We start from the raw sequence: 25,310 nt of genomic DNA, 5'->3' as shown, positions 1-25,310 counted from the left end.
TATCAAAGTTATTGCTCAGTTTCTTCGATAAGCTCTTGCACCGGAGATGCTGGTTTGTTTTGAGCAAAACCGCGCAGGCCAACAACATGTACGTGTTCGTGGTCTTTGAAGACCTTACGAACCAGTTTGTAGGTTGTACCTTTCTCTGGGCTAATGTTTTCAGGTGCTGCAATCAGAAGTTGCATACCCAAACGGTCACACAGTTCAAACAGCGTAGAGATAGACTTAGAATCCAAACGTGCTGCTTCATCAAGGAACAACAAACGACATGGAACGATGTCTTTACTGCGAAGTCGACGAGATTCCTCTTCCCAGCTCTGAATAACCATCAATAGGATTGACTGACCCGTACCGATCGCCTCACCCGTAGACAATGCGCCCGATTCAGCTTGTAACCAACCATCTGAACCACGGTTAACTTCAACACTCAGCTCTAGGTAGTTACGGTAATCCAGTAGCTCTTCACCTAGAACTTGTGGAGAACGTTGACCCATATCGATATGTGGGTTAACACGTTGGAACAACTTCGCCATCGCTTCTGAGAAGGTAAAGCGCGTTGATTCAAACAAGTCTTTGTGTTGCTCTTGCTGAGTCGCTAGACCTGATAGCAAGATCTCGTGACTTTCACGAATCTTAACGTTCAGACGTACGCCCTTAACCTGACCAAAGTAGATGTTCGACAAACCTTGGTTCAGCATACGAATACGGTTCTGCTCGCGCTGAATCGTTTTCTTGATGATGCTTGCTACCGACTCAGAGCTGATCGCCAAGCGGTTTTCACGCTGCGTCAGTTCTTCTGTTAGTCGGGCTAGCTCAACTTCCATCTCTTCGATTGCTTCTACCGGATCATCCGTATGAATGATGTCTTGGCGAATACGCTCGCGAAGATGTTGGTAAACCGCAATATAGAACAGAACCTTACGCTCTGGATGTGCGTTGTCTTCAGATAGACGCAGCGAATCACGTAGGTCGTCATTGTCAGCTACAGCTAGACGTAAAGCACCCAGTGATTTATCCGACATAGAACGAAGCTCGCCCGCCGTTAGGTAAGCCAGTTCACGCTTATGAAGACGACGTTCAACATCATTTTCACGAGCTAAGCGAAGTACTGAACACCAGCCTGCTTTTGCTGCAACAACGAAAGTACGAAGCTCTGTGTACTCTTTCTGAACTTTCTTAAGACGCTTAGCCAAGGCTTTCATCTCAAGTTCTGTTGACGTAATCGTTCGCTCGTATTCGCTCTTACGGCTGCGAGATGTGTGCAGACGTTCTTGAAGTTCATCACGACGACGTACAGCACGCTCTTCAGCGCCTTCGTCAGCGTTTACGCCGAACTCTTGTAGCTCTTGTTTGAACTCTTGAACCGTCTCTTGCTTCGCTTGATGTGAGCTCTTCAGTGCCGCCAATACTTGGTTGTATTGGTTCATCTGTTCGCGAGCTTGCTTCAAGCCATCGCGGCCTTTGGTTCTTGCTTGTTCAGCTTGAACCAACTTCGCTTTCAGTTGCTCGCTCAGTTCACTGCTCTTATTAAGCAAATCAACAGAATCCGCGTAAGCAAAGTAATGACGACGCTCAATCAGATCAGACAGTGCGAACACTTTGCCTTTTAGCGTTTGTAGCGCGTTGTCTGCTTGACGGTACTCTGCTTCCAAAGCTTCGAATTGCTCTGGGTCAGCGTCTAGTGCAGATACGAACTGTTCTAGAGAAGTAAGCGCCTTGCCGTGCGTATTCAAGTAAGATTTCGCTTCACTTAAACGCTCTAGTTGCGCTTCTAATTCAGCTAAACGCTCAGCCAATGTTTCGTCTTCTAAAATACGAACCATTGGTGCTAATTTATCTAGCGCACCAAGTGCCTGCTTGCTTTGTAGAAGCTGACTGCGTTGCTGCTGCTCTTTAGAGTTAAGCTCAGCCAGAGAACGAACAATTTGATTACGCTTATCACGAATCGCAGCAAGTGCTTGCTCTGGGTCTGCGTTAAACGCAACGTGCAGGTGCTTCGCAACAAAGCTGTTGAATGCTTGGTATAGGCGATTCAGTTTTTGAGAGTCAAACGCTGCCTTCGCGTGGTTTTCAACCACAACGTCACGCTCTTCGCGCAATTTCTCTAGACGTTGTTCACGAGCCGCACGGCCAAACAGTGGGATCTCAGGGAAACGAGAGTAACGCATTTGGCGATCGTTCAGCTGAACACACACTGCGCCTTCAAGCTCATCGGCATTGAATGAACTGTCATCAAACGCGTCGACATCGCCTTCTAGGATGTAAAGGTCTTCTGGACAATCATCAAGATCCACCAGCTTCTCTTTAATACCATCAAGATCAGAAACCACAATTGCGTGACGAGCCGGGCCGTACATCGCACTGAAGTACGGCGCATCACCAATAGTGATATCATCGTAGATCTCAGAAAGCAGCACGCCACCAAGCGTATCCGCTAGGCCTTTGAGGCGAGGATCGTTAGAACCACCTGGAGACGCTAAACGCTCAATTTCGTGCTCAAGTTCAGCTCGGCGCGTAGCCAACTGATCTTTTGCTACCGCTTGAGATTTCTCATCTTCAAGCACTTGTTGCATTTGAGTCATCACCGCTTGGCTATCTTCTAGCTCAGCGTCGGTTTGATCTCTTAATGCTTCAAGCGCATCGTTTGCCGTGATCCATGCTGGAGCAATAGACTCAAGTTTTTGAATCTCTTGATCGTGGTTTTGTTGTACACGACGTTGCTCACTCTTCGCTTCACGCAGCTCTTCTTGAGCGTACTCAAGAGACTCGATCTGCATAGCATGACGTTCACGTTCTTCATCGAAAACCGCTTCGTCAGTCAGTGAGATGTTGTGTTGCTTTTGGTATTCAGTCGCTAGCTCTTTTGCTTGACGCTGCTGAGCCACATCACGAGCCATATCGCGGTGCTGAGCACGCCACTGCTGTTCATTTTCAACAACGTGTTTTGCGTTACGGCCTTTTTCTAAAGCTTGCTTAGCGCTTTGAGACGCTTCTTTACGCTCAACGTCACCCACAATACTTTTAACAAGAGCGAGCGCTTTGTCGAACTGCGCAGAAGCAGCAGAAGACATGTCTAGTTTATGTTTAGTAGACAGCAGCGTTTGAGTGCTTGATTCTTCTTGTGCTTTTAGCTCAGAAACCAGAGTTAGTGCGCTTTCTGCCGTAATAGACTCATCACCAAGTAGCTGCTTAGTTTTCTCTAATGCTTGAACCGCTTGCTGGTATTGAAGTGCACGAGTCTGCTGAACATCCAATGCTTGTTGGTAATCAGCAAGCTGAGTTTTCAGGCTATCCACTTCTTCTTCAGTGATGGTTGCCTGCTCTTCAGCAAGAAGTACTCGTTCTTGAGCTTCTTCAACCACCATAATCTGCTCTTCTAGACGCTCATTCAGCTCTTCTAGATCTTCGCTGTAGCGGGCAATTTTCTCTTGCTGACGAAGTGCAGTTTGAACTAATTGCAGATGATCCGAAGCCGCTTGGTAATCTTGCTCTAGTGCTGATTCTTGATCGACAAGTAACTCTAGTTCTTCTTGAACGCGGTTCAACAAGTTGTTTTGATCAAGCAAGGTTTCACGAGAACCAAACAGCTCACCACGGAACTTCATGGTTTGATCAAGCTTGTTGCGACGATCGTTAGCATGGCGCATGTAATCTGCTGCCACGTAGTTCGTAGATTCAGTGATCAAGTGCTTAAACAAATCACGATCCGACTGAGTCGTTTTGATCGCTTCTAGCGTCATACGGTTTTCGCGTAGTGCTGATTCCATGTCTTGGAACGCTTTCTTCACACCACCATTTTGCGGTAACAGATAATCACGCAGAGAACGCGTAATCGCACTTGAGATACCACCGTAAAGTGATGCTTCAATTAGGCGGTAGAACTTAGAACGGTCGCTGCTGTTACGTAGTTTCTTCGGTACCACACCGTATTCAAACATTTGCGAGTGGTAATCAACAATCGAAGAGAAGGCCTTAAAATGCGTGCCTTCGTATTGTGCAACCGCCGCTTTCACGTCGTTCAACTGACATACGCGAGCGTGGCTGTCTGAAACGTTCTGAATCAACACATCCGTTGGTTTCACATGGCTTGGAAGGCCTTGGATAACGAACGGTTTAATGTCGACTTTCTTATCACGACCCGCGACTTGCTGCAGTTTTACTGCAAACAATAGACGCTGATTACGAGAGTTCACAACATCTAGTGCGGCATAACATGCGCCTGGCTGAAGCTTACCGTAAAGGCCTTTATCACGAGATGACTGTGAGCTACCCGCTTCCGTTGTGTTACGGAAATGCAGAAGGCTTTGGTCAGGGATCAGTGCTGTGATGAATGCCGCCATTGTGGTCGACTTACCCGCACCGTTACCGCCAGAAAGCGTTGTAACCAATCCATCAATATCAAAAGTACGCGCAAAGAAGCCGTTCCAGTTGACCATGGTTAATGATTGATACTTACCTCTTTCAATCATGCTTCACCTTCTACTTTTGTTTGTTCGCCAGCATTTGACTCAAGGTCAAAGTCAGCTTGATCGTTAAAAATGTCTTGTTGACCGTTTTCGTCTACGTCTGCATCTACTTCTGATGTGGCTTCCGCTTGTTCTTCATTCAACAAGCTACCTTGGTTAGGCTCTTGGGTATGCACCACAGCTTCACCATCACGGATAAGACGTAACTGCGCTTCTTTCATATCATCGCCAACACGAACGTCAGCGCCAAAACGGAATACCGCTTCGCTGATACGGAACTTGCCGGTTTCACCAATCGCAATCAGCATGCCGATACGGCGTAAACGACGTAGAGAAGTACGTACTTTTTCGAACAGCTTTTCTTTATCTAGGTCAGAACCAGACGCACGGTTGGTTGCTAGCTTCATGAGTTTTTTCTCATCCGCTAACGACATCAACTCATCAAACAGTTCTTGGTTGGTGAAGATACCTTCATGAGCAAGACGTTCTGGGCTTAGGTATAAGAAACACAACACCTTTCCAACCAACATGTCGAGCTCAGACAACACACTACGACCAATCAGAGACGTAGAACGCGGACGCAGGTAATAGAAACCTTCCGGCGCTTTTACCAATTCCGTATTGTAGCGTTGATAGAAATGCTGAAGCTCAACTTCAAAATCAGACAGCAACGCGTGGTTATCTAGGTCTTCTGTTGAAACATGCTTACCTGAACGCAGCATGCTATCTAGCGCAGGGAACAGTGGGTTCGCTATCGCTTTTACCAGTTTCTCTGGCATGTAATCATCAGTACTTGTTAATGACATTTGCTTGTACCTTTGCACCGAAATCGTTAATTGCCTGCCAATCTGGCTGAATAGCCTGATAGTCAGACTCTGAGTAACCTAAGCGCACGGCTTGGTCGACAACAATTCTGGCTAAATCAAAATGGTGTGTGCGAGGGTGTGCAGCGAGGTAATCGCGTAACACAAGGCCAAGATCAATTGGCGCGCCTTGCTGTTTGTGAGCTTTTAACATCTCTGCAATTCGATCTGAAAGCAGGTCATTTACTTGCTCAAATTCTTCGTACTCTACGTCGATTGGTGCTTGTCCCATCACTTCGTCATCACGAAGCACGAGCGCTTCATCACGAAGATCCGTCAGCTTCTCAGCATCGGCGTAGGTCAATAACCAAGGCGCATCAAAGTAGTCAGTGACTGACTGACGCAAGCGCTGGCTAAAGGCGCGGTTTTTATCCATATCAATCGCGGTACGGATGAACTTGTGAACATGGCGGTCGTAGCCGATCCATAAATCGATGGCTTGTTGGCCCCAACTGGTGATTCGGTCTAGCTTCATCTGCAAGCCGAACAGGGTTTCGCCAACGAACTCGAGTTCATCGTCACCGTAAACAATTTCTTGAATATCGAGGATCTGTGTTTGCAGTTCATCCCCCGCCGCTTGCAAGGTGTCTTGCAATTCTTTTAGTGTGGACGAGGTTTCTGAAAGCAAGGTTTCACAGTTGTTAATCGCCTCTCGCCAATCCTTGTTTAAAAGGTCGGCAATTTGCTGTTTAACGGTTTGCTGCTGCTCATCCATAACACGTTGGTTAAGATCAATCTGATCGAAAATTTCACCAACAGAATACTTGAGCACGCCGTAAACATTCTTTCTCCAATGTCCTGGAGTTCCGCCTTTTTGTGCTGCTTCAATGGCTTTTGCCATCTCGTCCGCAACCATAGAAAGCTGGATAGACAGTTTTAACTTAGAGAACTGACGGTGGCGTAAGTAATAATCTGAAATACCAATCGCCAATGGTGATAAGCGATAAATACTCGCACCATCGGTGATTTCGCTGGTAAAGCGGCTAATCAACTTCTGTTTAACTAACTCGTTGATGGCATTGTTGGCACGAAACGCGGACGCTTCGCCAGTATCTTCAAACAGTCGAGTGACGATGGTAAATGCATCGTGCAGTTCACCCTCGCCCAACTCTTCATCGAACCTTTCATTGCTTAGTACTGCGATAGCAATCAAAAATGCTAAGCGCTCTGGTGGCAAGTTTAATGAAAAATCATGCTGCTTGACCCAGCCCACCAACTCATCAATTGGCTGCTCTTCGGCAGTTTGAGTCATTTCACTCATTGTGGTTCCTGTTACTGTTCTTCGTCATATCGAATGTATTAGATATGACGCCTATTTCTTTATGACGCGGGCTTCTTACGATTGCATAGCGCATGTTGTGGCTTCTTTTACCACATTCACCGCTGTTATTGCGCAGGTTTTTGAGCCCAAACGTGAATATAACGGCCTAGTGACAGATATGGCTCTTGACGACATAGCTGTTTTTCCAGTTCCAATACATCTTCAAATTGGTAATCGCCCATGTACTCCATATTACCTATGTAGTCACTGAAAGAGCGAATGCCTGATTTACCACAGATTTCTAGACCAGCGTCTTCTATCCATTGATAAACCTCTTCCGGCTTCAAGCCTTTTTGTGGTTGCAGCTTAAACCGTTTTCGATGTGGCATCCCATTCAATACATGAGGAATGTTGCCACAAATCACATTTTTCAGGACTAATCCGTGGTGGTTGTAAAACATTATCGAGGCAACACCACCTGGCTTAACTTGTTCAAGCAATAAATCAAGCGCCTCTTTAGGATCGGCTAACCATTCCATTACGGCATGAAACATCACAAAATCGACTTTCTCATCGAGATGTTCTGCGACTTTTTGTACCGGTGAATGAATAAATCGATATTGCTCTAGCAAACCCGCTTCGCTGATACTTTCTTCGGCGAGCTTCAGCATTTCAGAAGAGAGATCACACAGAGAAACGTTATGCCCAAGCGACGCAATTTTTTGCGACATCTGCGCAAGGCCGCCTCCAGCATCAAGCACATGCAGCGGCGAAGCTGATTGCTCAAACTTGCTCAAAGCTTGTTCTAAATCTTCCCATACGATGATCTGACGGATCTCTCCTTTGTCAGAGCCGTAAATATTTTTTGCAAATTTGTGGGCAATATCGTCGAAATTACGGTCTTCAGTCACGGCTACTTGAGTTATTATGTCCTATCGTGCCTGCTATTCTGTCACAGGAATTTCAGGAATAAAGAGGCGATGTCTCTTTTTACTACTAAGTGATGTTTTTTCGGACTATTCGGATATGTTTGAGCTGAAAAAAGTAGTGTCTTCGCTATTGATGCCACTGCCAGCAATGTTAATTCTCGCTTTTCTGGGTTTAGCCCTAGTGATGTTTACTACCAAAAGGAAGACTGGTTGCCTAATCACCCTCTCAGCCCTATGTGGTATTTTCCTAATCGCTTTCCAGCCAGTTTCTAGTCAACTTTTAATGCCAATGGAAAGGCAACACACCGCATTTTTACCTGTCGATGAAACCGTCGATTACGTGATGGTTCTTGGAAGTGGTCACGTCGTAGACGACCAAATTCCACCGACATCAGAACTTAGCCGCACCGGCCTGATGCGTTTAAGTGAAGGGATTCGTATTCTACGCCTCTACCCTGGTGCAAAACTCATTTTGTCTGGCTATGGCGCAGGCACTGAAGTAAGTAACGCAAGAATGATGGCTAAAGTGGCTTTAGCACTTGGCGTAGCAAAGCCCGACATCATTCTGCTTGAAACCGCAAAAGACACTTGGGAAGAAGCCCGCCAAGCCGCTGCGTTCGTTAAGAATAAAAGAATGGTGTTGGTGACTTCAGCGAGCCATATGACTCGCGCACTGAACGAATTCAATGCTGCTGGAATGAAACCACTGCCGGCACCAACTAACTACCTTGCACAAGAAGGTATAGTTGAGCCGTGGGAAAAGTACATGCCGAAAGCGCTATACCTTGAGCAGACTGAGCGTTACTGGCACGAAACCATGGGATTGGTTTGGCAAAGCCTGCGTGATTGGCTAGATACAAGCAATGACATTGTTGAAGAGCCTGTTATTCCAGAAGCTTCCAGCTTAATTGAAGATGACGGTGAAGTTTCCGCGGCTCAGCCTCAATAAGCCCATTGAATCTTTAAACTCATCTTAAGCATACAGAGTCGCCAAGTATTTGTAGATTCTCTGGTTGTTAACAGTAAAAGCTGAGTAATAAAAAAGCCGAGACATCAATGATGTCTCGGCTTTTTACGTTTAAATGTCGTTGTTAATTAATCACTCCCGAAGGAAATCAATCACCAGCGAACATGTAACCTTCACCGTGAACCGTCACAAAGATTTGTGGGTTCTTAGGATCGAACTCCATTTTTGCACGCATACGACGAATCAGCACGTCGATAGTACGGTCATTAGGCGCGTCCACTCGGTGGCTAATCATATTCAAAATACGTTCGCGGCTTAATACTTGATTAGGGTAAGAAGACAAAGCCACTAGCAGTTCGTATTCTGCTTTGGTCAGTTTCACTGGTTCGCCGTTCTTGCTTAACGCACGACGAGGGATATCAAATGTCCACTCACCAAAACGAACCACAGACTCATCTGATGTTTCTTCTACAGCGCCCGCTGCTGTTTTACGAGCAGCAGAGATACGCCAAAGTAGGTTTTTAACTCGAACTAATAACTCGCGAAGTTCGAAGGGTTTAGTAACGTAATCGTCAGCGCCCATTTCAAGGCCTACGATCTTGTCGATGCTATCCGTGCGTCCAGTAACTAAAATAATTCCAATGTCTGATTGACTGCGTAATTCGCGAGTTAGCATCAATCCATCTTCGCCTGGTAAGTTGATGTCCAGCATAATGAGGTCAACGTTGTTTTCTTCTAACACGTTTCTCATTTGAGCGCCGCTTTCTGCTTCGCTCACTGTGTAACCCTCGTTCTGGAAGTATCCAACCAGTTTACTGCGGGTTACCACATCATCTTCTACGACTAATACGTGATAGCTCATCTACACCACTTTTCTTATTTAATAGTTTCAGTGACTATTCTATTCATAACTAGTAACAATTCTAGTGGTACAGAAGATAAAAGCCAGAAACATGGATTTTTTTTGATACAAGACAATCTTAAACCTTGCTATTTATCGTCCATCGCAATTCAATATAGGCATTACTACTAACGAGTAACTTTGCGTTTCGCAAATAACCTTGTTATTCAGCCTTGGTGTGCTTATGCCCAAGTGACTTCAAGATGCATATAAGCAACATCACAAGACTAAGTCAGGATCTAACAAATGAAAGATACGAAAGCGTTCAACGAGCAAAGAGCAGAAATATACTGGTGGCTATCAAGCTTATTTGCCAAAGAGCTCACTCAAGAAGAACTCGATCACTACCACTCTGTTGAAATTCGTTCTTTCCTAACTGGTTTAGGCGAAAATGAGACACTAAAGCCAGCGATTGATAAGTTAGTGGATGCGCTGAACCGCCTACAAACTCGTGAAGATGCTCAGCTAGAACTGTCTGCAGACTTTTGCGATCTTTTCTTAAAGACAGATAAGCACGGCGCTCTTCCTTACGCTTCTATGTATATCGGCGAAACTGGCCTTTTGAATGATAAGCCAGCAAAAGATATGGAAGAGATCATGGCTAAGCACAACTTAATCGTGAACCAAGATCTAAAAGAGCCAGCAGACCACATTGCTATTGAACTCGATTTCCTTGGTAACTTGATCATTCGTTCAAACGAAACAGATATTGAAGAAGAGCTAGAGAAATTATTTGCCGTTCAACAGCAGTTTATCGAACAACAACTGCTGACTTGGGTACCAAAGTTCAACGTAAAATGTCATGACGTTGATGAATTCGGTTTCTACGCTAGTGTCTCATCTTTGCTACTCGCATTCTGTCAATTAGACACTCAATATTTAGCTGGTGAATAGCTTCTTGGATGACTAGGTAAATAAATTCAGTAGAATGTGACAATTCACCCGGATTTCTGGGTGAATTTTATTGCGAGTAATTTCTAGTCAGTCTAAAATTGTGACCGCAAACGATAAAATATGAAACATTCACGAAATGCTATGCTTATTAAAGTTCAGAGCATTTCGGTGTTAAGACAAGCCGCTCAATAGCGGTTTTTTGTTTTTTAGCACTTTAGTACCCAAAGAGCCCTACAAATTTAAGCTCTTAGTTAGGTAGCTTAACGGCTACTTTATTCCGTACTTTGGGAAAGTAGCTTCTAATAGGATAAAACCATGGCCACTATAAAAGATGTCGCTCGCTTAGCCGGCGTATCAACAACAACCGTTTCTCACGTAATCAACAAAACTCGCTTTGTTGCAGAAGCAACTCAAGAAAAAGTAAACAAAGCCGTAGATGAACTGAACTATGCACCAAGTGCTGTTGCTCGTAGTTTGAAGTGTAATACAACACGCACCATCGGCATGCTAGTGACTCAATCAACTAACCTATTCTTCTCTGAAGTTATCGATGGTGTTGAGAGCTACTGCTACCGTCAAGGTTACACTTTGATCCTGTGTAATACGGGCGGTATCTATGAGAAGCAACGTGACTACATTCGAATGCTTGCAGAGAAACGTGTAGATGGCATCTTAGTTATGTGTTCAGACCTAACTGAAGAACTAAGAGAGATGTTAGACCGTCACGCTGACATCCCTAAAGTTATCATGGACTGGGGCCCTGAGAGCTCTCAGGCTGATAAGATCATCGATAACTCAGAAGAAGGTGGCTACCTAGCGACCAAATACCTTATTGAACGCGGTCACTCTAAGATTGCATGTTTAAGTGGCCACTTAGACAAAGCAGCATGTGTTGAACGTATTGCCGGTTACAAGCGCGCACTCAACGAAGCAAAGATTGCTGCTGATGAAAATATGATCATCGAAGGCAACTTTGAGTGTGATACGGCTGTTCTTGCTGCAGAACAAATCGTTGAGATGGAAGATCGTCCAACAGCGGTATTCTGCTTTAACGATACAATGGCACTCGGCTTAATGAGCCGCCTGCAAGAAAAAGGCATTCGCATTCCAGAAGATATCTCAGTGATAGGTTACGACAACATCGAACTGGCTGAATACTTCTCTCCGCCGCTAACGACCGTTCACCAACCAAAACGTCGTGTTGGTAAGAATGCATTCGAAATTCTATTAGAGCGCATCAAAGACAAAGACCACGAAAAACGCGTCTTCGAAATGCACCCTGAAATTGTTGAACGAAGTACAGTTAAAACGTTAAATTAGTTGATAATTCGAGTTTAATTTCATCAAGCGCACCTTTAGGTGCGCTTTTTTTATCAGCAACTATAATGAACCCTTATGCATAAATGAAAGATCATTAATTGAAGCAATGTCACATTTTGAAATATCAACTGTGAGCTTCATTCAACAAAAACTTTATTCTATCCAATCAGTCACGCACAGGGCAAACCACTCGAAAGAGTGAGACGCAAAGCTTCCGGCCTAAACCACTCGTTGGTATGGTAGCGGGGTTACCGATGGCAAAATGCAGTAACTACTAATAATTTAGTAATTTACGGCTTATTGACAATTTAATTGCAACATTTTGCTAATCTCTCGGACCTGCTTATTTGGTGGCGTAGTTCAAATACACCGAGATAAATAACATGGATAAACCGATACTAAAGGACTCGATGAAGTTATTTGAGTCCCTAGGAAAAATAAAATCACGCTCAATGTTTGGTGGCTTCGGTCTTTTTGCTGATGACACTATGTTTGCTCTGGTTGTAAATGACCAGTTGCACATACGCGCAGACAAAGGCACAACGAAACAATTCGAACAACAAGGGTTTCAACCGTACGTCTACAAAAAACGTGGTTTCCCTGTCGTTACTAAATATTTCGCTTTACCTGAAGGCCTCTGGCAAGACCAAGAGAAAATCTTGCAGCTTGCAACCACGTCTCTAGGTTTTGCTAAAGAAGAAAAAGCTGAGCAGTCTTCTGCTAAGCCGACCCGACTCAAAGATCTGCCTAATCTTCGACTCGCTACCGAGCGTATGTTGAAAAAGGCAGGGATCGATTCTGTAGAACGTTTATATGAATCTGGCTCTGTAAACGCATTTAACGCCATCAAAGAATCGCATGCGTCTTCTGTCAGTATTGAACTACTTTGGGCGCTAGAAGGCGCGATTAATGGTACACATTGGTCTGTTATACCGCAGCAGCGTCGCGAAGAGCTTATCAATCGCGTCAATTAACATTGTCAGTGCAATCTATATACATAACTAAGCCGCATTTACTGCGGCTTTTTTTATATCTGCTGAAAGTTAATCTATGCTTTGCCTGTCTATCTATACTATCGGTATGCATTGAAAATTTAGAGGAAGTATCAATGAGTAAGAAAATGATATTGGGTATTGTGTTGGTCGTAACCATCGTCTTGTTAGGCATCAATTTCGGCCAGTACTTAACGCTTGAAAATGCTAAGGCCCAACAAGCTGTGTTAAATGACTACATTGACAGCAACTTTATTGCGGCTGCCGCTATCTATTTTGTCGCGTATGTAATGATTACAGCTTTCTCCATTCCCGGTGCCGCTGTTGTGACCCTATTAGGGGCCGCGCTATTTGGCTTCTGGAACAGCTTGCTGCTGGTATCTTTCGCAAGTGCGATCGGTGCGACCTTAGCCTTCTTAAGTAGCCGTTACCTGTTGCGTGACTGGATTCAAACCAAGTTTGGTGACAAATTGGCGACGATTAACAAGGGGGTTGAAAAAGACGGCGCATTTTACCTGTTTTCTCTGCGTCTGATTCCTGTATTCCCATTTTTCCTTATCAACCTATTGATGGGTCTAACACCCATGTCAGTGAGTCGTTACTACCTTACGAGTCAAATCGGGATGTTACCGGGGACGGCGGTTTTCTTGAATGCTGGTACTCAGCTCGCAGAAATTGATTCACTTTCGGGCATCGTCTCCCCTTCAGTACTATTGTCATTTGCGTTATTGGGTATATTCCCAATAGTGGCTAAATGGTTGATGGGTAAGTTTCGTTCAGCGCCCGTAGCTGAATAATTTATAATAACTAAATAACACAGATAGCCGAATAAGGTTCTAATTCAATGAAAATCTTCAGTGCATCGAATCCGACAGAAGCTCATATCATCTGTGGGTTGTTAGAAAGCGAGAATATTGCCTGTGAAGTCCGTGGCGAGGGGTTGTTCGGATTGAAAGGGGAAATCCCATTCACTGAAGAAACTGACCCTTACGTATGGTTATATGAGCCAGAATTGGCCAGTAAAGCTCGCATGCTTGTCAATGACTACCAAAAGCAGCAAGATTCGATCATCTATGAAGAGTGGCGTTGTGGTGAGTGTCATGAAGTCAACGAAGCGCAATTCGGCTCTTGCTGGCAGTGCGGTGCTGCCTCACCTGAATAGCAGGGTTTCAGTGACCTGATAGAACGATTCGGTCAGATACCTCCTCCAATTAAAAACGGGAAGCTAAAGTTAGCTTCCCGTTTTTATTTCAATTCGATTAACTCATCATCTTTGATTTCACGCCTAGAAAATCACTGAATTTGTTTTTGAATAAACGCAATCGAACGCTGATTAAACTCTTCAGGGTTTTCCACGTTACACACGTGTCCACAATTCGGAATTTCTACTAGCTCACTCGACTCATGCGCTGCGACCATTTCTTTTACAGGCTTGATGAACATGTAGTCACGTTCTCCCATTAAATAAAGGGTTGGGATCGGCAATTCTCTGTCTTTGAAATACTTCATCAATGGGTTTACATCAGCCGTTAAGATAAACCAACGCTTAAACTCTTTTTGACACAGCTTTTTAGCTTCGCGGATAAAAAGATGACGAGACTCTTTTTGGCTCTTTTGTGGCATCACAACATAAGCAAAAAGGCTGTATAACCACATGTAAGGAATGATGTGCTTGCTGAGGTTACCCAACTTGATTAACACTTGAGAGCGAGTATTTAGCTTGGTGACAGCGCCACCCAGTACCATTGAACGTACACGGCCAGCCGCTAGTTCCGCAACGTTACGCACAATAATCGTGCCCAAAGACATGCCAACGAAATGTGCAGAACGGATTTTAAGATGGTCTAACACTTTAAGAATATCAAGCGTCACCGATTTGAACGTATAGCGATTCGAAATCAGCCCTTTAAGTATATTGTCTGATTTACCGTGCCCTCTCAGATCAATGAGAAGTAAGTTGAAATGCTGTTTATACGCTTTGATCTGCTTGAACCAGATGGAGGAACTGCCTCCTGCGCCATGCACAAATACAACCCACTCATCGCTCGTAGGGTGAGTAAATGTTTTATGAAATAGTAAACTCTCAGACATACCTATCGCTTTAATTATTGGAATGGAGCTATGCCTCATCACGAGGCGATGACTAAGGATATCACGCTATTAAGAACTTTAAGTGATAATAGTGTCAAACCTATCATTAGTCATGTGAATACCTACCTCACCTTTTCTACCTGACTAAAATGAGTTTGCAAGCTTTGTCTTCGTAAACGTGATGTGCTCTGACCAGGAAACAAAAAGGCACTCTACAATTAGAGCGCCTTCATTTATTACGAGCGGTTGTTGCTCGCCAGCTAATTTTAAGACTAAGTCAACAAGTTAAAGTGCTGAATGGTACATATCCAAGTATTCTTTAGCCGCATCTTCCCAACTAAAATCTTGCTGCATAGCATAAAGCTGAGCACGCTTAATTTCAGATGGGTTTTGTGCGTAAAGCAGTAATGAACGATGTAACACAGCCAATAACGCCTGCGGTGTTGGCTCTTCAAAAGCAAACCCAGTCGCGACTTCAGGATCCTCATCGTAATCATTCACACTGTCTTTTAAACCTCCCACAGAACGAACAATCGGCAAAGTACCGTAAGCCATGCTGTAGATTTGGTTTAAGCCACACGGTTCAAATTCCGAAGGCATCAAGAAGAAATCAGAGCCTGCTTCAACCAAGTGCGCAAGTTCATTATTGTACGCTTCCACGAACGAGAACTTATCTGAGTGAAGCGCTGATAGCTCTTTCAATTGACTCGCTAAAACCGGATCGCCAGTACCGACAATCACGATCTGCAGATCATTTTTCAAAAACTGTTCGATGATAGGCAGTAAGTAATGAACACCTTTTTGATTCGTCAAGCGACAAACCATGCCATAAACCGCGCAGTCGGCAACGGGTAAACCTACATCTTGTTGCAGTTTTTGCTTACAAGCTGATTTTCCGCGAGCCATGCTGTGCTTGGTCGCTTTGTATTTACGAGGCAGGAAAGCATCAGTTTCCGGATTCCAAGCCCCGTAATCACACCCATTCAAAATGCCGAACAGATCAGCCGATCTGTGTTGGAATTCTGCAGCCATACCGTGGCTACCTAATTCCGTTTTCAACTCTTCTGCATAGGTAGGACTTACTGCGTTCACTTTATCCGCGCACATCACACCAGCTCTTAGCATAGTGACATGAGTGTCACTCACTGAAGCTTCAGGCGCATGGTAACTGTGCATCTCTGGCAGGAATTGAAGTTCATCGTATGCGAACACACCTTTGAAAACCGCATTGTGGATCGAGATAACACTGCGCGTATTTTCAAAGAAATCGTGTTCTTGATAACGCGATTTAAGCAAGAAAGGAACGAAACCAGTATGCCAGTCATTTGCATGAATGATATCCGGTTGAAAACCAAGCTTAGGAAGCATATCAAGACAGGCTGCACTAAAGAACGAGAAGCGCTCTCCGTTATCAGCATAAGCTTGATTGTTTTCTGCGTACATTTCCGGGCGGTCGAAATACTTGGCACATTCAATACCAAAAACTGGAACGCCTTCTACGCTCAGTTTTTTAACTTGATAAGCCGTATGAGGCCAATGATCGAGTTCAGTCGATAAAATAACTTCTGCTGAATCAATGTTTGGAATGTTTCTATATGCGGGGATAGTCACTCGAACGTCCTGTTCGAGTGTTTGCAACGCTTTCGGCAGTGCCTTGGCTACATCAGCCAAGCCACCACTTTTAATCAAGCCTTCAACTTCAGACGCTACAAAAAGTACCGAGAGAGTCTTAGTAACCAACTCGTGCTCCTTTAGAAATCACTACAACACCATCGTCAGATACGTGGTAATGCTTTTTGTCTTCTGTCAGATTCACACCAATCTGTGTACCCGGTGCGATGTCTGCATCTTTATCAATGATAACGCGGCGCAAGATACAACCCTCACCCACTTTTACATCACCGAGTAAGATACTTTCGCTGATATCACACGCTGATGCGATATTGCTGCGGAAGCCCAATACACTCTTTTCAATACGCGAACCACGTACATAACTACCGCTACACACAAGGCTATCAATGATCTGAATTCGACCATTTGCCGAATCAGTAAACGTAGCTGGTGGTAGTGGCGGGTAATAAGTGTGTAGAGGCCATTTACGGTTGTATAGCGAGAATGGCGCATCTTTCTTAAGAAGGTCCATGTGCGCTTGCCAGTACGCGTCAATCGTACCTACATCGCGCCAGTAAACTTCTTCTTTCTCACCAGTAATACGGTTGGTGCTGAAATCATAAACAAACACATCACCACGTGGGAACATGTTTGGAATAATGTCTTTGCCGAAATCGTGTGTCGAACCTTCTCTATCAGCATCTTCCGTTAGTTCGGCAAAAAGCTCTTTCGCTTCGAACACGTAGTTGCCCATTGAAACGAGCGCTGATTCTGGATCGCCCGGGATCGACTTCGGATTTGCAGGTTTCTCTTCAAAGCCAATCATACGGCCGTCAGCATCAACCTCAATAACACCGAATTCTGATGCTTCAGCTAGCGGCATGCGCAATGCTGATACTGTTAGAGCCGCTTTCTTCTCTTTATGGAAATCAAGCATCTGTTTGATGTCCATCTTATAGATATGGTCTGAACCAAAAATACATACTTGATCAGGTTCTTCCAACTCCATAAAGCCCATGTTTTGGTAGATAGCATCTGCTGTGCCTTCATACCAACGCTTTCCTTTACGCATTTGCGCAGGAATTGGGTCGATAAAACGGTCTGTTATGCCACTGATATTCCAGCCTTTTTTCATATGGTGGAACAGTGACTGTGACTTAAATTGTGTTAATACGTAGATCTTCATTAGATCAGCATTAACGAAGTTGTTCAAAGCGAAATCAATTAAGCGGTAACTACCACCGAAAGGAACCGAGGGTTTGCTGCGAGATTCAGTTAAAGGTCTTAAGCGAGAGCCTTCACCACCAGCAAGAATCATTCCCAATACACCAGCCATTTTATTCTCCATATATCTATAGCTTGTCGATGTTAGTACTCGTAGAGGTATCTTCCTCTGGGGGATGAGCACCAACACTTATTTCGGTATTTAGCGAATATCCATTCACATACAGTGACAATATCCTAAGCCAAACGTTGTTATGTGTGCACTATTCTTTGCACTTGGTTTTATATACGTTATCGACTTTTCGGCCGAATTCAATTTTTAATACGCCATTCTGTGGTACGTAAGCTGATTGCTTTCCTAAGACTTAAAGCAGCTCACACTACACCGTCCAGACGAAACATTACATTAACACCCGACACACATCAGGTATACAACTAAACGCTGATCTGTGAGTTACAATATTTTAATTAAGTTACATTTTCGTTAAAGTTGCATAAGAAGATATGATTAATTGCCGCCATTAATTTCGCGGTTTGAATTTAATAAATCCCCACCGACGAAACACCAGGTCAACAAGTTGCATAATTAGTCATATTGAGATCAAAAAAAAGCAGCCATTAGGCTGCTTTTTCATCAATAACGTTCAGTTACTTCTCTTTAGGCTTTTTACGCTTATCCGTAACTTCCCACTTACCGTCGATGTACAACGCAGTCCAACCGGACGGTTTTCCATCTACTTCAGTACGAACGTAGTTTTCTTTAGTCTTACGACTAAAACGAACCACTGTCGGCTTACCATCAGGGTCAGCAACTGGCGCTGATGCTAGGTATTGGAACTTAGGTGAGATACGGTCTTTAAAACGAACCAACTCTTCCACTAATGGTGCACGTGTTTCACGTGATTTAGGGAAGTTGCTCGCAGCCATAAATAGACCAGAAGCACCATCACGAAGAACAAAGTACGCGTCTGAATTTTCACATGGAAGTTCAGGGAAATGTACCGGGTCTTCTTTCGGTGGCGCAACTTCGCCATTTTTTAGAATCTTACGAGTGTTCTTACAATCGTCATTGGTACAATCCATGTATTTACCAAAACGACCGTTCTTCAGAACCATGTCAGAACCACACTTGTCACACTCAACAAGTGGACCATCATAGCCTTTCACTTTAAATTCGCCGTGCTCAACCACATAACCTTCACAGTTCGGGTTGTTACCACATACGTGCATCTTACGCTTATCATCGATTAGATAAGCATCCATTGCCGTTTCACAAATAGGACAACGCTTTTTAGCTCGAAGTGCTGCTGTTTCAACGTCTTCTTCAAGCACGTTGATAATGCCTTCTTCATCACCAAGGTTGATTGTTGTCTTACAACGCTCTTTTGGTGGAAGTGCATAGCCAGAACAACCAAGGAATACGCCTGTCGAAGCAGTACGAATACCCATTTTACGACTACAAGTCGGACACTCAATATCGGTTTCCACGATATGATTTGGCTTCATGCCACCAGCGTCTTCGTCTAAATCTGCTTTTTCCAAATCGCCAGTAAAGTCTTCGAAGAAGTTATCTAGCACGCCTTTCCAGCTTGCTTCGCCTTCTGCGATTTGGTCCAACTTCTGCTCCATACGAGCAGTGAAGTCGTAGTTCATTAGGTCGTTGAAGCTGCCGTCTAGACGGTCAGTAACAATTTCACCCATCTTCTCAGCATAGAAACGACGCTGTTCAACTTTTACATAACCACGATCTTGAATCGTCGAGATGATAGATGCGTATGTTGAAGGACGACCAATACCACGCTTCTCAAGCTCTTTAACTAGCGCCGCTTCAGTGAAACGAGCCGGTGGCTTAGTGAAGTGCTGTTTAGGGTCTAGCGCAATCAGATCAAGCTTATCGCCGATCTGTACTGCTGGAAGGATCGTATCTTCGTTCTTGCCCATTGGACGCTGAACACGAGTCCAACCATCAAATTTAAGGATACGACCTTTCGCTTTCAACGTGTACTCATCTGCTTTAACGCTTACTGTCGTTGAATCGTATTGAGCTGGCGTCATTTGACACGCTACGAATTGATTCCAAATTAGCGAGTAAAGCTTGTGTGCGTCTGCGTCTACGCCGTTTAGATCTTCCGACTTAACATCTACACTTGAAGGACGAATCGCTTCGTGGGCCTCTTGAGCGCCCTCTTTGCTGCCGTATGCAAGAGCTTTAGGTGGAAGGTATTGCGCGCCGTACTCAGAACCAATGTATTCACGAGCGGCTTCTACAGCTTCTGAACTCAAGTTGGTTGAATCAGTACGCATATAAGTGATGTAACCCGCTTCATACAGGCGTTGAGCCAGCATCATGGTTTTCTTTACGCCATAACCAAGACGCGTACTCGCCGCTTGTTGCAGCGTCGACGTGATGTAAGGTGCAGACGGCTTACTCTTTGTTGGGCGGTCTTCACGTTTACATACTTCGTATTGCGCTTTTTCTAAAACGCTAACAGCAGCTTGTGTTTGCGCTTCATTTTCAGGTTTAAACGCAACACCGTCTTTCTGTGCAACTTGCAGTCTAAAGTCGGTTTTCTCTGCTGTTTTAGTATCAGCATGCACATCCCAGAACTCTTCAGGGATAAAGGCGTTGATCTCGCGCTCACGCTCTACCAGTAGTTTTACCGCTACTGATTGAACACGGCCAGCGGACAGGCCTCGTGCTACTTTTTTCCAAAGCAGAGGTGACACCATAAAGCCAACAACACGGTCCATAAAACGTCGTGCTTGTTGTGCGTTTACGCCATCAATATTTAGCTCACCTGGAGTTTCGAAAGCTTGTTGAATAGCATTCTTGGTGATTTCGTTAAAAACCACTCGCTTGTATCGCGTTTCATCGCCACCGATGATCTCACGAAGGTGCCATGCGATAGCTTCTCCTTCGCGGTCCAAATCGGTTGCGAGATAAACATGGTCTGCGTTCTCAGCCAGTTTTTGCAATTCAGCGACGACTTTCTCTTTACCAGGTAGGATTTGGTAGTTCGCTTCCCACTCTTTATACGGGTTGATACCCATCTTTTTGATAAGAGCTTTGCGATCTTTTTCTTTCTTGATACGAGCTTTGTCTTCTGGGCTCATACCCTTGGTTGAAACTGCAGCAGCCTTTTGACCAGTACTTTGACCTGCCGTTGGTAAATCACGTACGTGACCTACACTCGACTTAACGACAAAGTCTTTGCCAAGATATTTATTGATAGTTTTAGCCTTGGCTGGCGACTCCACTATAACGAGCGATTTACCCATATTGACTCTAACGTCCTTAATCACGATGCTTCAGCACCAACAATTTAGCTTGTGGGCTTTTACGCATGATATTCTAAATTCATTGCTTCTTTTTTTACTATTGTGCGAGATTACTAGAAGATCAACCGCTTTTTTCAAAATTGGATCTGATCGCTCGACAATTCGACGACTCATAGATAAAAGGGTCACAATATAAAGAAGCTATAAAGTACTCACTAAGAATACTTGCAAGAGCCTATTCATCAGGCATTACGTCTAAACGGGCTCATACTAAGCTTGTCCGCGAATCTAACGCGAGCCCCATTCAATTATTTTTGCCGTAAATCACAAAATAAATTGTGGATGTTTGAAAAGACTCTCTTAATCGGTTGTGAAATCATTGAATTTCTAGTTCGACACCATAAACTCAACGTTATATTCAGTTATCAGAGATAAACTCATGACAAAGAAAGTAATAGCAGAATTTGATTTACTGCTTATCGCAAACCAAATTATCCAATCACATGATGACTACATTGAAGGCATGCGCGCAAACAGCGTAGTAGAAAAAGACGATGTACTCGTCTTCAAAGGTGAATACTTCTTAGACAGCAATGGAATGCCGACAGAGAATACAACCGCGGTATTTAACATGTTTAAATACTTAGCGCACCACCTTTCGAAAGAATTTACAATTCAGCAATAATTAAAAAGCTTGCCACTTAGGCAAGCTTTTTTGTTCCTAAACCTTTACATACTAAGCATTTTTATAGACTTAGCATTTTCAGCTTGTCGAAATAATCAGGGAATGTCTTTGACGTACAACCTGGATCATTAATCGTCACAGGCGTATCGCTCAAAGCAACCAGCGAGAAACACATCGCCATACGGTGATCATCGTAAGTATCAATCGCCGCATGAGTCAGTTCAGCCACAGGGTTAACAATAATGTAATCTTCACCCTCTTCCACTTCAGCGCCGACTTTGCGTAGCTCTGTTGCCATTGCAGCCAAGCGGTCTGTCTCTTTCACACGCCAGTTGTAGACATTACGGATTGCCGTTGTGCCTTTCGCAAACAATGCGGTTGTCGCGATAGTCATCGCAGCATCTGGGATATGGTTATAGTCCATATCAATGCCTTTCAGCTCGCCACAACGAGAAATAACGTAGTCGTCACCCCATTCGATTTCCGCACCCATTTTCTCAAGCGCATCAGCGAATTGGATATCACCTTGGATACTGTTTTTACCAATACCAGTGACCTTAATCTCACCACCTTTGATAGCAGCGGCTGCAAGGAAATATGACGCAGATGATGCATCACCTTCAACCAAGAAATCACCCGGTGCCGAGTAAGATTGCCCGGTAGGAATCACAAACTCTTGGTAATCATTATTGATCACGTCCACACCAAATTGCTTCATGATGTGCAGCGTAATATCGATGTAAGGTTTAGAAACCAATTCACCATCAATTTTAATGGTCACTTCACCTTCAGCTAAAGGCGCAGCCATCAAAAATGCCGTCAAAAATTGACTAGAGATCGAACCGTCGATAGAAACCGTACCGCTCTTCAAACCGGTACCTGTGATCTTCAATGGCGGGTAGTTTTCGTTCTCTAAATATTCAACGTCGGCACCGGCTTCTCGTAGTGCTGTTACTAAGTGGCCAATTGGGCGCTCTTTCATGCGAGGCTCACCAGTAAGAACGTATTCACCGCGACCTAAACATAGTGCAGCCGCCAACGGACGCATCGCCGTACCCGCGTTACCTAAGAAAAGCTCTAGGGCTTTGTCACTTGAGAATGCACCACCAACACCTGTCACTTCACAAACGGTTTTGTCTGCAGACAACTGATAATCAACACCTAACTGAGTCAATGCATTCAACATATGACGAATATCATCACTGTCTAGCAAGTTTGTTAGGCGAGTGGTTCCCGTAGAAAGTGCAGCCAAAAGAAGTGCACGGTTGGAAACGCTTTTTGAACCAGGTAGGTTAACTTCCCCGTTCACTTTTTGAATTGGTTGTAACGTAAGGCTTTCCATTAAATCTTATAGTCCTTGTACCACCCGAAGTCACTGGTGCGTATTTATTTTCGGGTGATGAATAATTCTTCGTACTTGCAGACTAACGAACTTTTCCAACGAACTCCAGAGCTAATCCGGCCCAAACCGGTGATTAATTAGCCAATCAATCGTATTTATATACTAGTACACGAGATCAACTCGAACACCATCTGAAAAATAGAGAATTCGTACATCATCGCCTCGGTTGAACAGCATCGAGTTATCGACATCTTGGATAATGTTGACCAACTTGTCGTCTTTGGTTTTGACCAATAACTCGACCAGTTTGTACTCTACTTTATATTGTGTGTTACCTCGGTTACGAGCAATACCCGCACCTGCTACTGCACCTACAGCTGTCGCCACTTCTTTACCAGTGCCGCCGCCAAACTGGTTACCAATCAAGCCACCAATCGCCGCACCTAACAAGGTTTCCCAACCATTCGCTTTCGACTCAACGATCTCTTGCTGAGTGATGTATCTGACCGTATCAATCTCACCATAAACCACCTCGTTTACTGGTCGAGCTTGGTTTCTGTTGTAAGCTGCATTTGCCAACATGGGCAAAACAAGTAAAATCCAAAGCAACTTCTTCATGGTAAAACTCCTAAAGACCTCTTGGTCAGTGATTAATCTGTAATGCGGTACTTATGACTATATACCTAACCGAACTTGATACTACTAGTATAGAGTTTCCTTCGCCTTTCGACGCGCTTGATGACCCCAACGGTCTGCTCGCCTTCGGTGGTGATTTATCACCAATGCGAATTTTAAACGCTTATAGCCAAGGTATATTTCCATGGTATGGCCCAGGTGAGCCTATACTTTGGTGGAGCCCTGCACCGCGAGCGGTATTTAATCCTAAGACATTCGAACCGTCAAAAAGTCTTAAAAAGTTTCAAAGAAAGCACAATTACCGAGTCAGCATCAACCAAGCGACGGACAGAGTAATTGGTTATTGCTCTTCACTAAGACCCGAAGAAGAAACCTGGCTAAACAGCGACATGCAGTCAGCCTACCGCAAACTCGCTTCATTAGGTTTCTGCCACTCGGTTGAGGTTTGGCAAGATGATGAACTGATCGGTGGACTTTACGGCTTACAAAGAGGCCAAGTCTTTTGCGGTGAATCGATGTTCAGCCTAAAGACCAATGCCTCTAAAATTGCGCTGTGGTACTTTTGTAAACACTTTACCCGATTCGGCGGACAACTGATTGATTGCCAAGTCATGAACCCTCACTTGGAATCCTTGGGCGCTATCGAGGTTGATAGGGATGAATTCCTAGGCTCTCTGCAATTACTCAAAGAGTTCTCCGTTGACGATGCATGCTTTAAAACCCAATGGCTAAAGGAAATGCCTTAATGAATCCAGATTTACAACAAATCAGAATTGGATTAACAGACAATCACGCTTGCAGCTACTTACCTCACTTCGAAGAGAGAGTGGCGGTCACGCTTGACGAACACATGCACACCTCAGATAACTATGAAGTTCTGCTTGCGAATGGATTTCGCCGCAGTGGTTCAACCATTTATAAGCCACATTGCGATAATTGCTCAGCATGCCAAGCGATTCGGCTTTCAATTCCTGAGGTTAAGCTTTCCAAAAGCCAACGACGGATCCTTAACAAAGGAAAATCACTACGTTGGGAACTGAAAGATGAGATGGATGACAACTGGTTTGACTTATACAGTCGCTATATCACCGCTCGTCACCGTTCGGGAACCATGTACCCACCCAAGAAAGAAGAGTTTCTACAATTCTCTAAAAATGAGTGGCTTACTACAAAGTTCATGCACATCTATGATGAGAACAAGTTGGTTGGTATCGCCGTAACCGACATCATGGCTCACTGTACGAGCGCGTTTTATACCTTCTTCGCTCCTGATATAGACATTTCGATGGGAACACTTGGCGTTCTATTTCAGATCCAACATGCCCAGAAAGAACAAAAACAATGGTTATATTTGGGTTATCAAATCGATGAATGCCCTGCGATGAACTATAAAGTACGATTTCAACGTCATCAAAGGCTAGTAAATCAGCGGTGGCAAGGGTAGAATACGCGACAACTTTACATATTTTGATTTTAACGGCACAATCAAGCCGTTGAAAACCGCCAAATTTCGAAAGAGGATTAGATGGCTAAAGAAGACGTAATCGAGATGCAAGGCACTGTCCTTGATACTCTACCAAACACAATGTTCCGTGTTGAGCTTGAAAACGGTCACGTAGTGACAGCACACATCTCTGGTAAAATGCGTAAGAACTACATCCGTATTCTTACTGGTGATAAAGTAACTGTTGAGATGACTCCATACGACCTTTCTAAAGGCCGCATCGTCTTCCGTGCTCGTTAATTTTTAATTAGCGAATACAATAAGAAGCGGAGCTTAAGGCTCCGTTTTTTATTGCCTGAGCTTTTTACTACACAAGCACATCAATCTCGCATCTCGCATCTCGCA

General features: G+C 44.2%; 21 protein-coding genes and 1 riboswitch. Of the genes, 10 read left to right on the top strand and 11 right to left on the bottom strand.

Annotated features, from left to right (window positions below):
* Window positions 1-8 precede the first annotated feature (8 nt).
* The 4 genes from mukB to cmoM form a co-directional block, all read right to left on the bottom strand.
* Complete coding sequence (mukB, locus tag AB4323_RS14505) at window positions 9-4,469, bottom strand: chromosome partition protein MukB (protein ID WP_372152778.1); 4,461 nt, start codon at window positions 4,467-4,469, stop codon at window positions 9-11.
* Entirely contained in the window at window positions 4,466-5,272 is an 807-nt protein-coding gene (gene mukE, locus AB4323_RS14500; protein ID WP_017067527.1) for a chromosome partition protein MukE, read from the bottom strand. The genes mukB and mukE overlap by 4 nt, the downstream gene beginning before the upstream one ends.
* On the bottom strand, window positions 5,253-6,590 hold the full coding sequence (gene mukF, locus AB4323_RS14495; protein WP_017055049.1) for a chromosome partition protein MukF: 1,338 nt from the start codon (window positions 6,588-6,590) through the stop codon (window positions 5,253-5,255). The genes mukE and mukF overlap by 20 nt, the downstream gene beginning before the upstream one ends.
* Window positions 6,591-6,715: 125 nt before the next feature.
* Window positions 6,716-7,501, bottom strand: a complete 786-nt coding sequence (cmoM, locus tag AB4323_RS14490; protein WP_017063509.1) for a tRNA uridine 5-oxyacetic acid(34) methyltransferase CmoM — start codon at window positions 7,499-7,501, stop codon at window positions 6,716-6,718.
* A gap of 115 nt (window positions 7,502-7,616) precedes the next feature.
* Here cmoM and elyC point away from each other — a divergent pair, with 115 nt between their 5' ends.
* Window positions 7,617-8,468, top strand: coding sequence for an envelope biogenesis factor ElyC (gene elyC, locus AB4323_RS14485; RefSeq protein WP_102332487.1), 852 nt, complete (start codon window positions 7,617-7,619; stop codon window positions 8,466-8,468).
* Window positions 8,469-8,634: 166 nt separating this feature from the next.
* On the opposite strand, the gene torR is transcribed toward elyC, so the two are convergent.
* Complete coding sequence (torR, locus tag AB4323_RS14480; RefSeq protein WP_017067841.1) at window positions 8,635-9,348, bottom strand: two-component system response regulator TorR; 714 nt, start codon at window positions 9,346-9,348, stop codon at window positions 8,635-8,637.
* A gap of 285 nt (window positions 9,349-9,633) precedes the next feature.
* On the opposite strand from torR, the gene torD reads away from it, so the two are divergent.
* From torD to AB4323_RS14455, 5 genes are all read left to right on the top strand, one after another.
* Window positions 9,634-10,281: a molecular chaperone TorD gene (torD, locus tag AB4323_RS14475; protein ID WP_102332488.1), complete on the top strand. Its 648-nt coding sequence runs from the start codon at window positions 9,634-9,636 to the stop codon at window positions 10,279-10,281.
* Window positions 10,282-10,596: 315 nt separating this feature from the next.
* Window positions 10,597-11,601, top strand: coding sequence for an HTH-type transcriptional repressor PurR (gene purR / locus AB4323_RS14470; protein WP_102332489.1), 1,005 nt, complete (start codon window positions 10,597-10,599; stop codon window positions 11,599-11,601).
* Window positions 11,602-11,771: 170 nt separating this feature from the next.
* A riboswitch (cyclic di-GMP riboswitch) is annotated at window positions 11,772-11,857 on the top strand.
* A gap of 127 nt (window positions 11,858-11,984) precedes the next feature.
* Window positions 11,985-12,575, top strand: coding sequence for a TfoX/Sxy family DNA transformation protein (locus AB4323_RS14465; protein ID WP_019820997.1), 591 nt, complete (start codon window positions 11,985-11,987; stop codon window positions 12,573-12,575).
* A gap of 134 nt (window positions 12,576-12,709) precedes the next feature.
* On the top strand, window positions 12,710-13,390 hold the full coding sequence (locus AB4323_RS14460) for a TVP38/TMEM64 family protein (RefSeq protein ID WP_059020315.1): 681 nt from the start codon (window positions 12,710-12,712) through the stop codon (window positions 13,388-13,390).
* A 47-nt stretch (window positions 13,391-13,437) separates the two neighbouring features.
* The gene (locus AB4323_RS14455; RefSeq protein ID WP_017062099.1) at window positions 13,438-13,755 is read left to right on the top strand and encodes a DUF2007 domain-containing protein; all 318 of its coding nucleotides are present in this window, start codon (window positions 13,438-13,440) and stop codon (window positions 13,753-13,755) included.
* A gap of 131 nt (window positions 13,756-13,886) precedes the next feature.
* Here the strand turns inward: AB4323_RS14455 and AB4323_RS14450 are convergent, their stop codons facing one another.
* The 4 genes from AB4323_RS14450 to topA form a co-directional block, all read right to left on the bottom strand.
* The gene (locus AB4323_RS14450) at window positions 13,887-14,684 is read right to left on the bottom strand and encodes an alpha/beta fold hydrolase (RefSeq protein WP_017062100.1); all 798 of its coding nucleotides are present in this window, start codon (window positions 14,682-14,684) and stop codon (window positions 13,887-13,889) included.
* 285 nt (window positions 14,685-14,969) lie between these two features.
* Complete coding sequence (gene glgA / locus AB4323_RS14445) at window positions 14,970-16,424, bottom strand: glycogen synthase GlgA (protein ID WP_102332491.1); 1,455 nt, start codon at window positions 16,422-16,424, stop codon at window positions 14,970-14,972.
* The gene (gene glgC, locus AB4323_RS14440; protein WP_080582251.1) at window positions 16,414-17,643 is read right to left on the bottom strand and encodes a glucose-1-phosphate adenylyltransferase; all 1,230 of its coding nucleotides are present in this window, start codon (window positions 17,641-17,643) and stop codon (window positions 16,414-16,416) included. The genes glgA and glgC overlap by 11 nt, the downstream gene beginning before the upstream one ends.
* A gap of 524 nt (window positions 17,644-18,167) precedes the next feature.
* The gene (topA, locus tag AB4323_RS14435; protein WP_050643790.1) at window positions 18,168-20,798 is read right to left on the bottom strand and encodes a type I DNA topoisomerase; all 2,631 of its coding nucleotides are present in this window, start codon (window positions 20,796-20,798) and stop codon (window positions 18,168-18,170) included.
* 439 nt (window positions 20,799-21,237) lie between these two features.
* On the opposite strand from topA, the gene AB4323_RS14430 reads away from it, so the two are divergent.
* A complete protein-coding gene (locus AB4323_RS14430; RefSeq protein WP_017062104.1) occupies window positions 21,238-21,483 on the top strand; it encodes a YciN family protein in 246 nt (81 codons plus the stop codon).
* Between the two features lie 61 nt (window positions 21,484-21,544).
* Here the strand turns inward: AB4323_RS14430 and aroA are convergent, their stop codons facing one another.
* A complete protein-coding gene (aroA, locus tag AB4323_RS14425; protein WP_017062105.1) occupies window positions 21,545-22,825 on the bottom strand; it encodes a 3-phosphoshikimate 1-carboxyvinyltransferase in 1,281 nt (426 codons plus the stop codon).
* Window positions 22,826-22,987: 162 nt separating this feature from the next.
* Window positions 22,988-23,443: a glycine zipper 2TM domain-containing protein gene (locus AB4323_RS14420; protein WP_004736438.1), complete on the bottom strand. Its 456-nt coding sequence runs from the start codon at window positions 23,441-23,443 to the stop codon at window positions 22,988-22,990.
* A gap of 53 nt (window positions 23,444-23,496) precedes the next feature.
* Between AB4323_RS14420 and aat the strand changes: the two genes are divergently transcribed.
* From aat to infA, 3 genes are all read left to right on the top strand, one after another.
* Window positions 23,497-24,207: a leucyl/phenylalanyl-tRNA--protein transferase gene (gene aat / locus AB4323_RS14415; protein ID WP_017063504.1), complete on the top strand. Its 711-nt coding sequence runs from the start codon at window positions 23,497-23,499 to the stop codon at window positions 24,205-24,207.
* The gene (locus tag AB4323_RS14410) at window positions 24,207-24,905 is read left to right on the top strand and encodes an arginyltransferase (RefSeq protein ID WP_017062107.1); all 699 of its coding nucleotides are present in this window, start codon (window positions 24,207-24,209) and stop codon (window positions 24,903-24,905) included. The genes aat and AB4323_RS14410 overlap by 1 nt, the downstream gene beginning before the upstream one ends.
* A gap of 81 nt (window positions 24,906-24,986) precedes the next feature.
* Window positions 24,987-25,205 (top strand): translation initiation factor IF-1, encoded by a 219-nt coding sequence (gene infA, locus AB4323_RS14405; RefSeq protein ID WP_001040192.1) that lies wholly within the window; start codon window positions 24,987-24,989, stop codon window positions 25,203-25,205.
* The last annotated feature ends 105 nt before the right edge of the window (window positions 25,206-25,310 follow it).

Origin of the sequence: Vibrio sp. 10N.261.52.C11 (assembly GCF_041471405.1) — a bacterium.
In the GTDB taxonomy this organism is placed as follows: Bacteria; Pseudomonadota; Gammaproteobacteria; order Enterobacterales; family Vibrionaceae; genus Vibrio; species Vibrio crassostreae_C.
The sequence above is the reverse complement of the archived record's forward strand: the minus strand, read 5'-3'. Positions and strand labels throughout refer to the sequence as shown.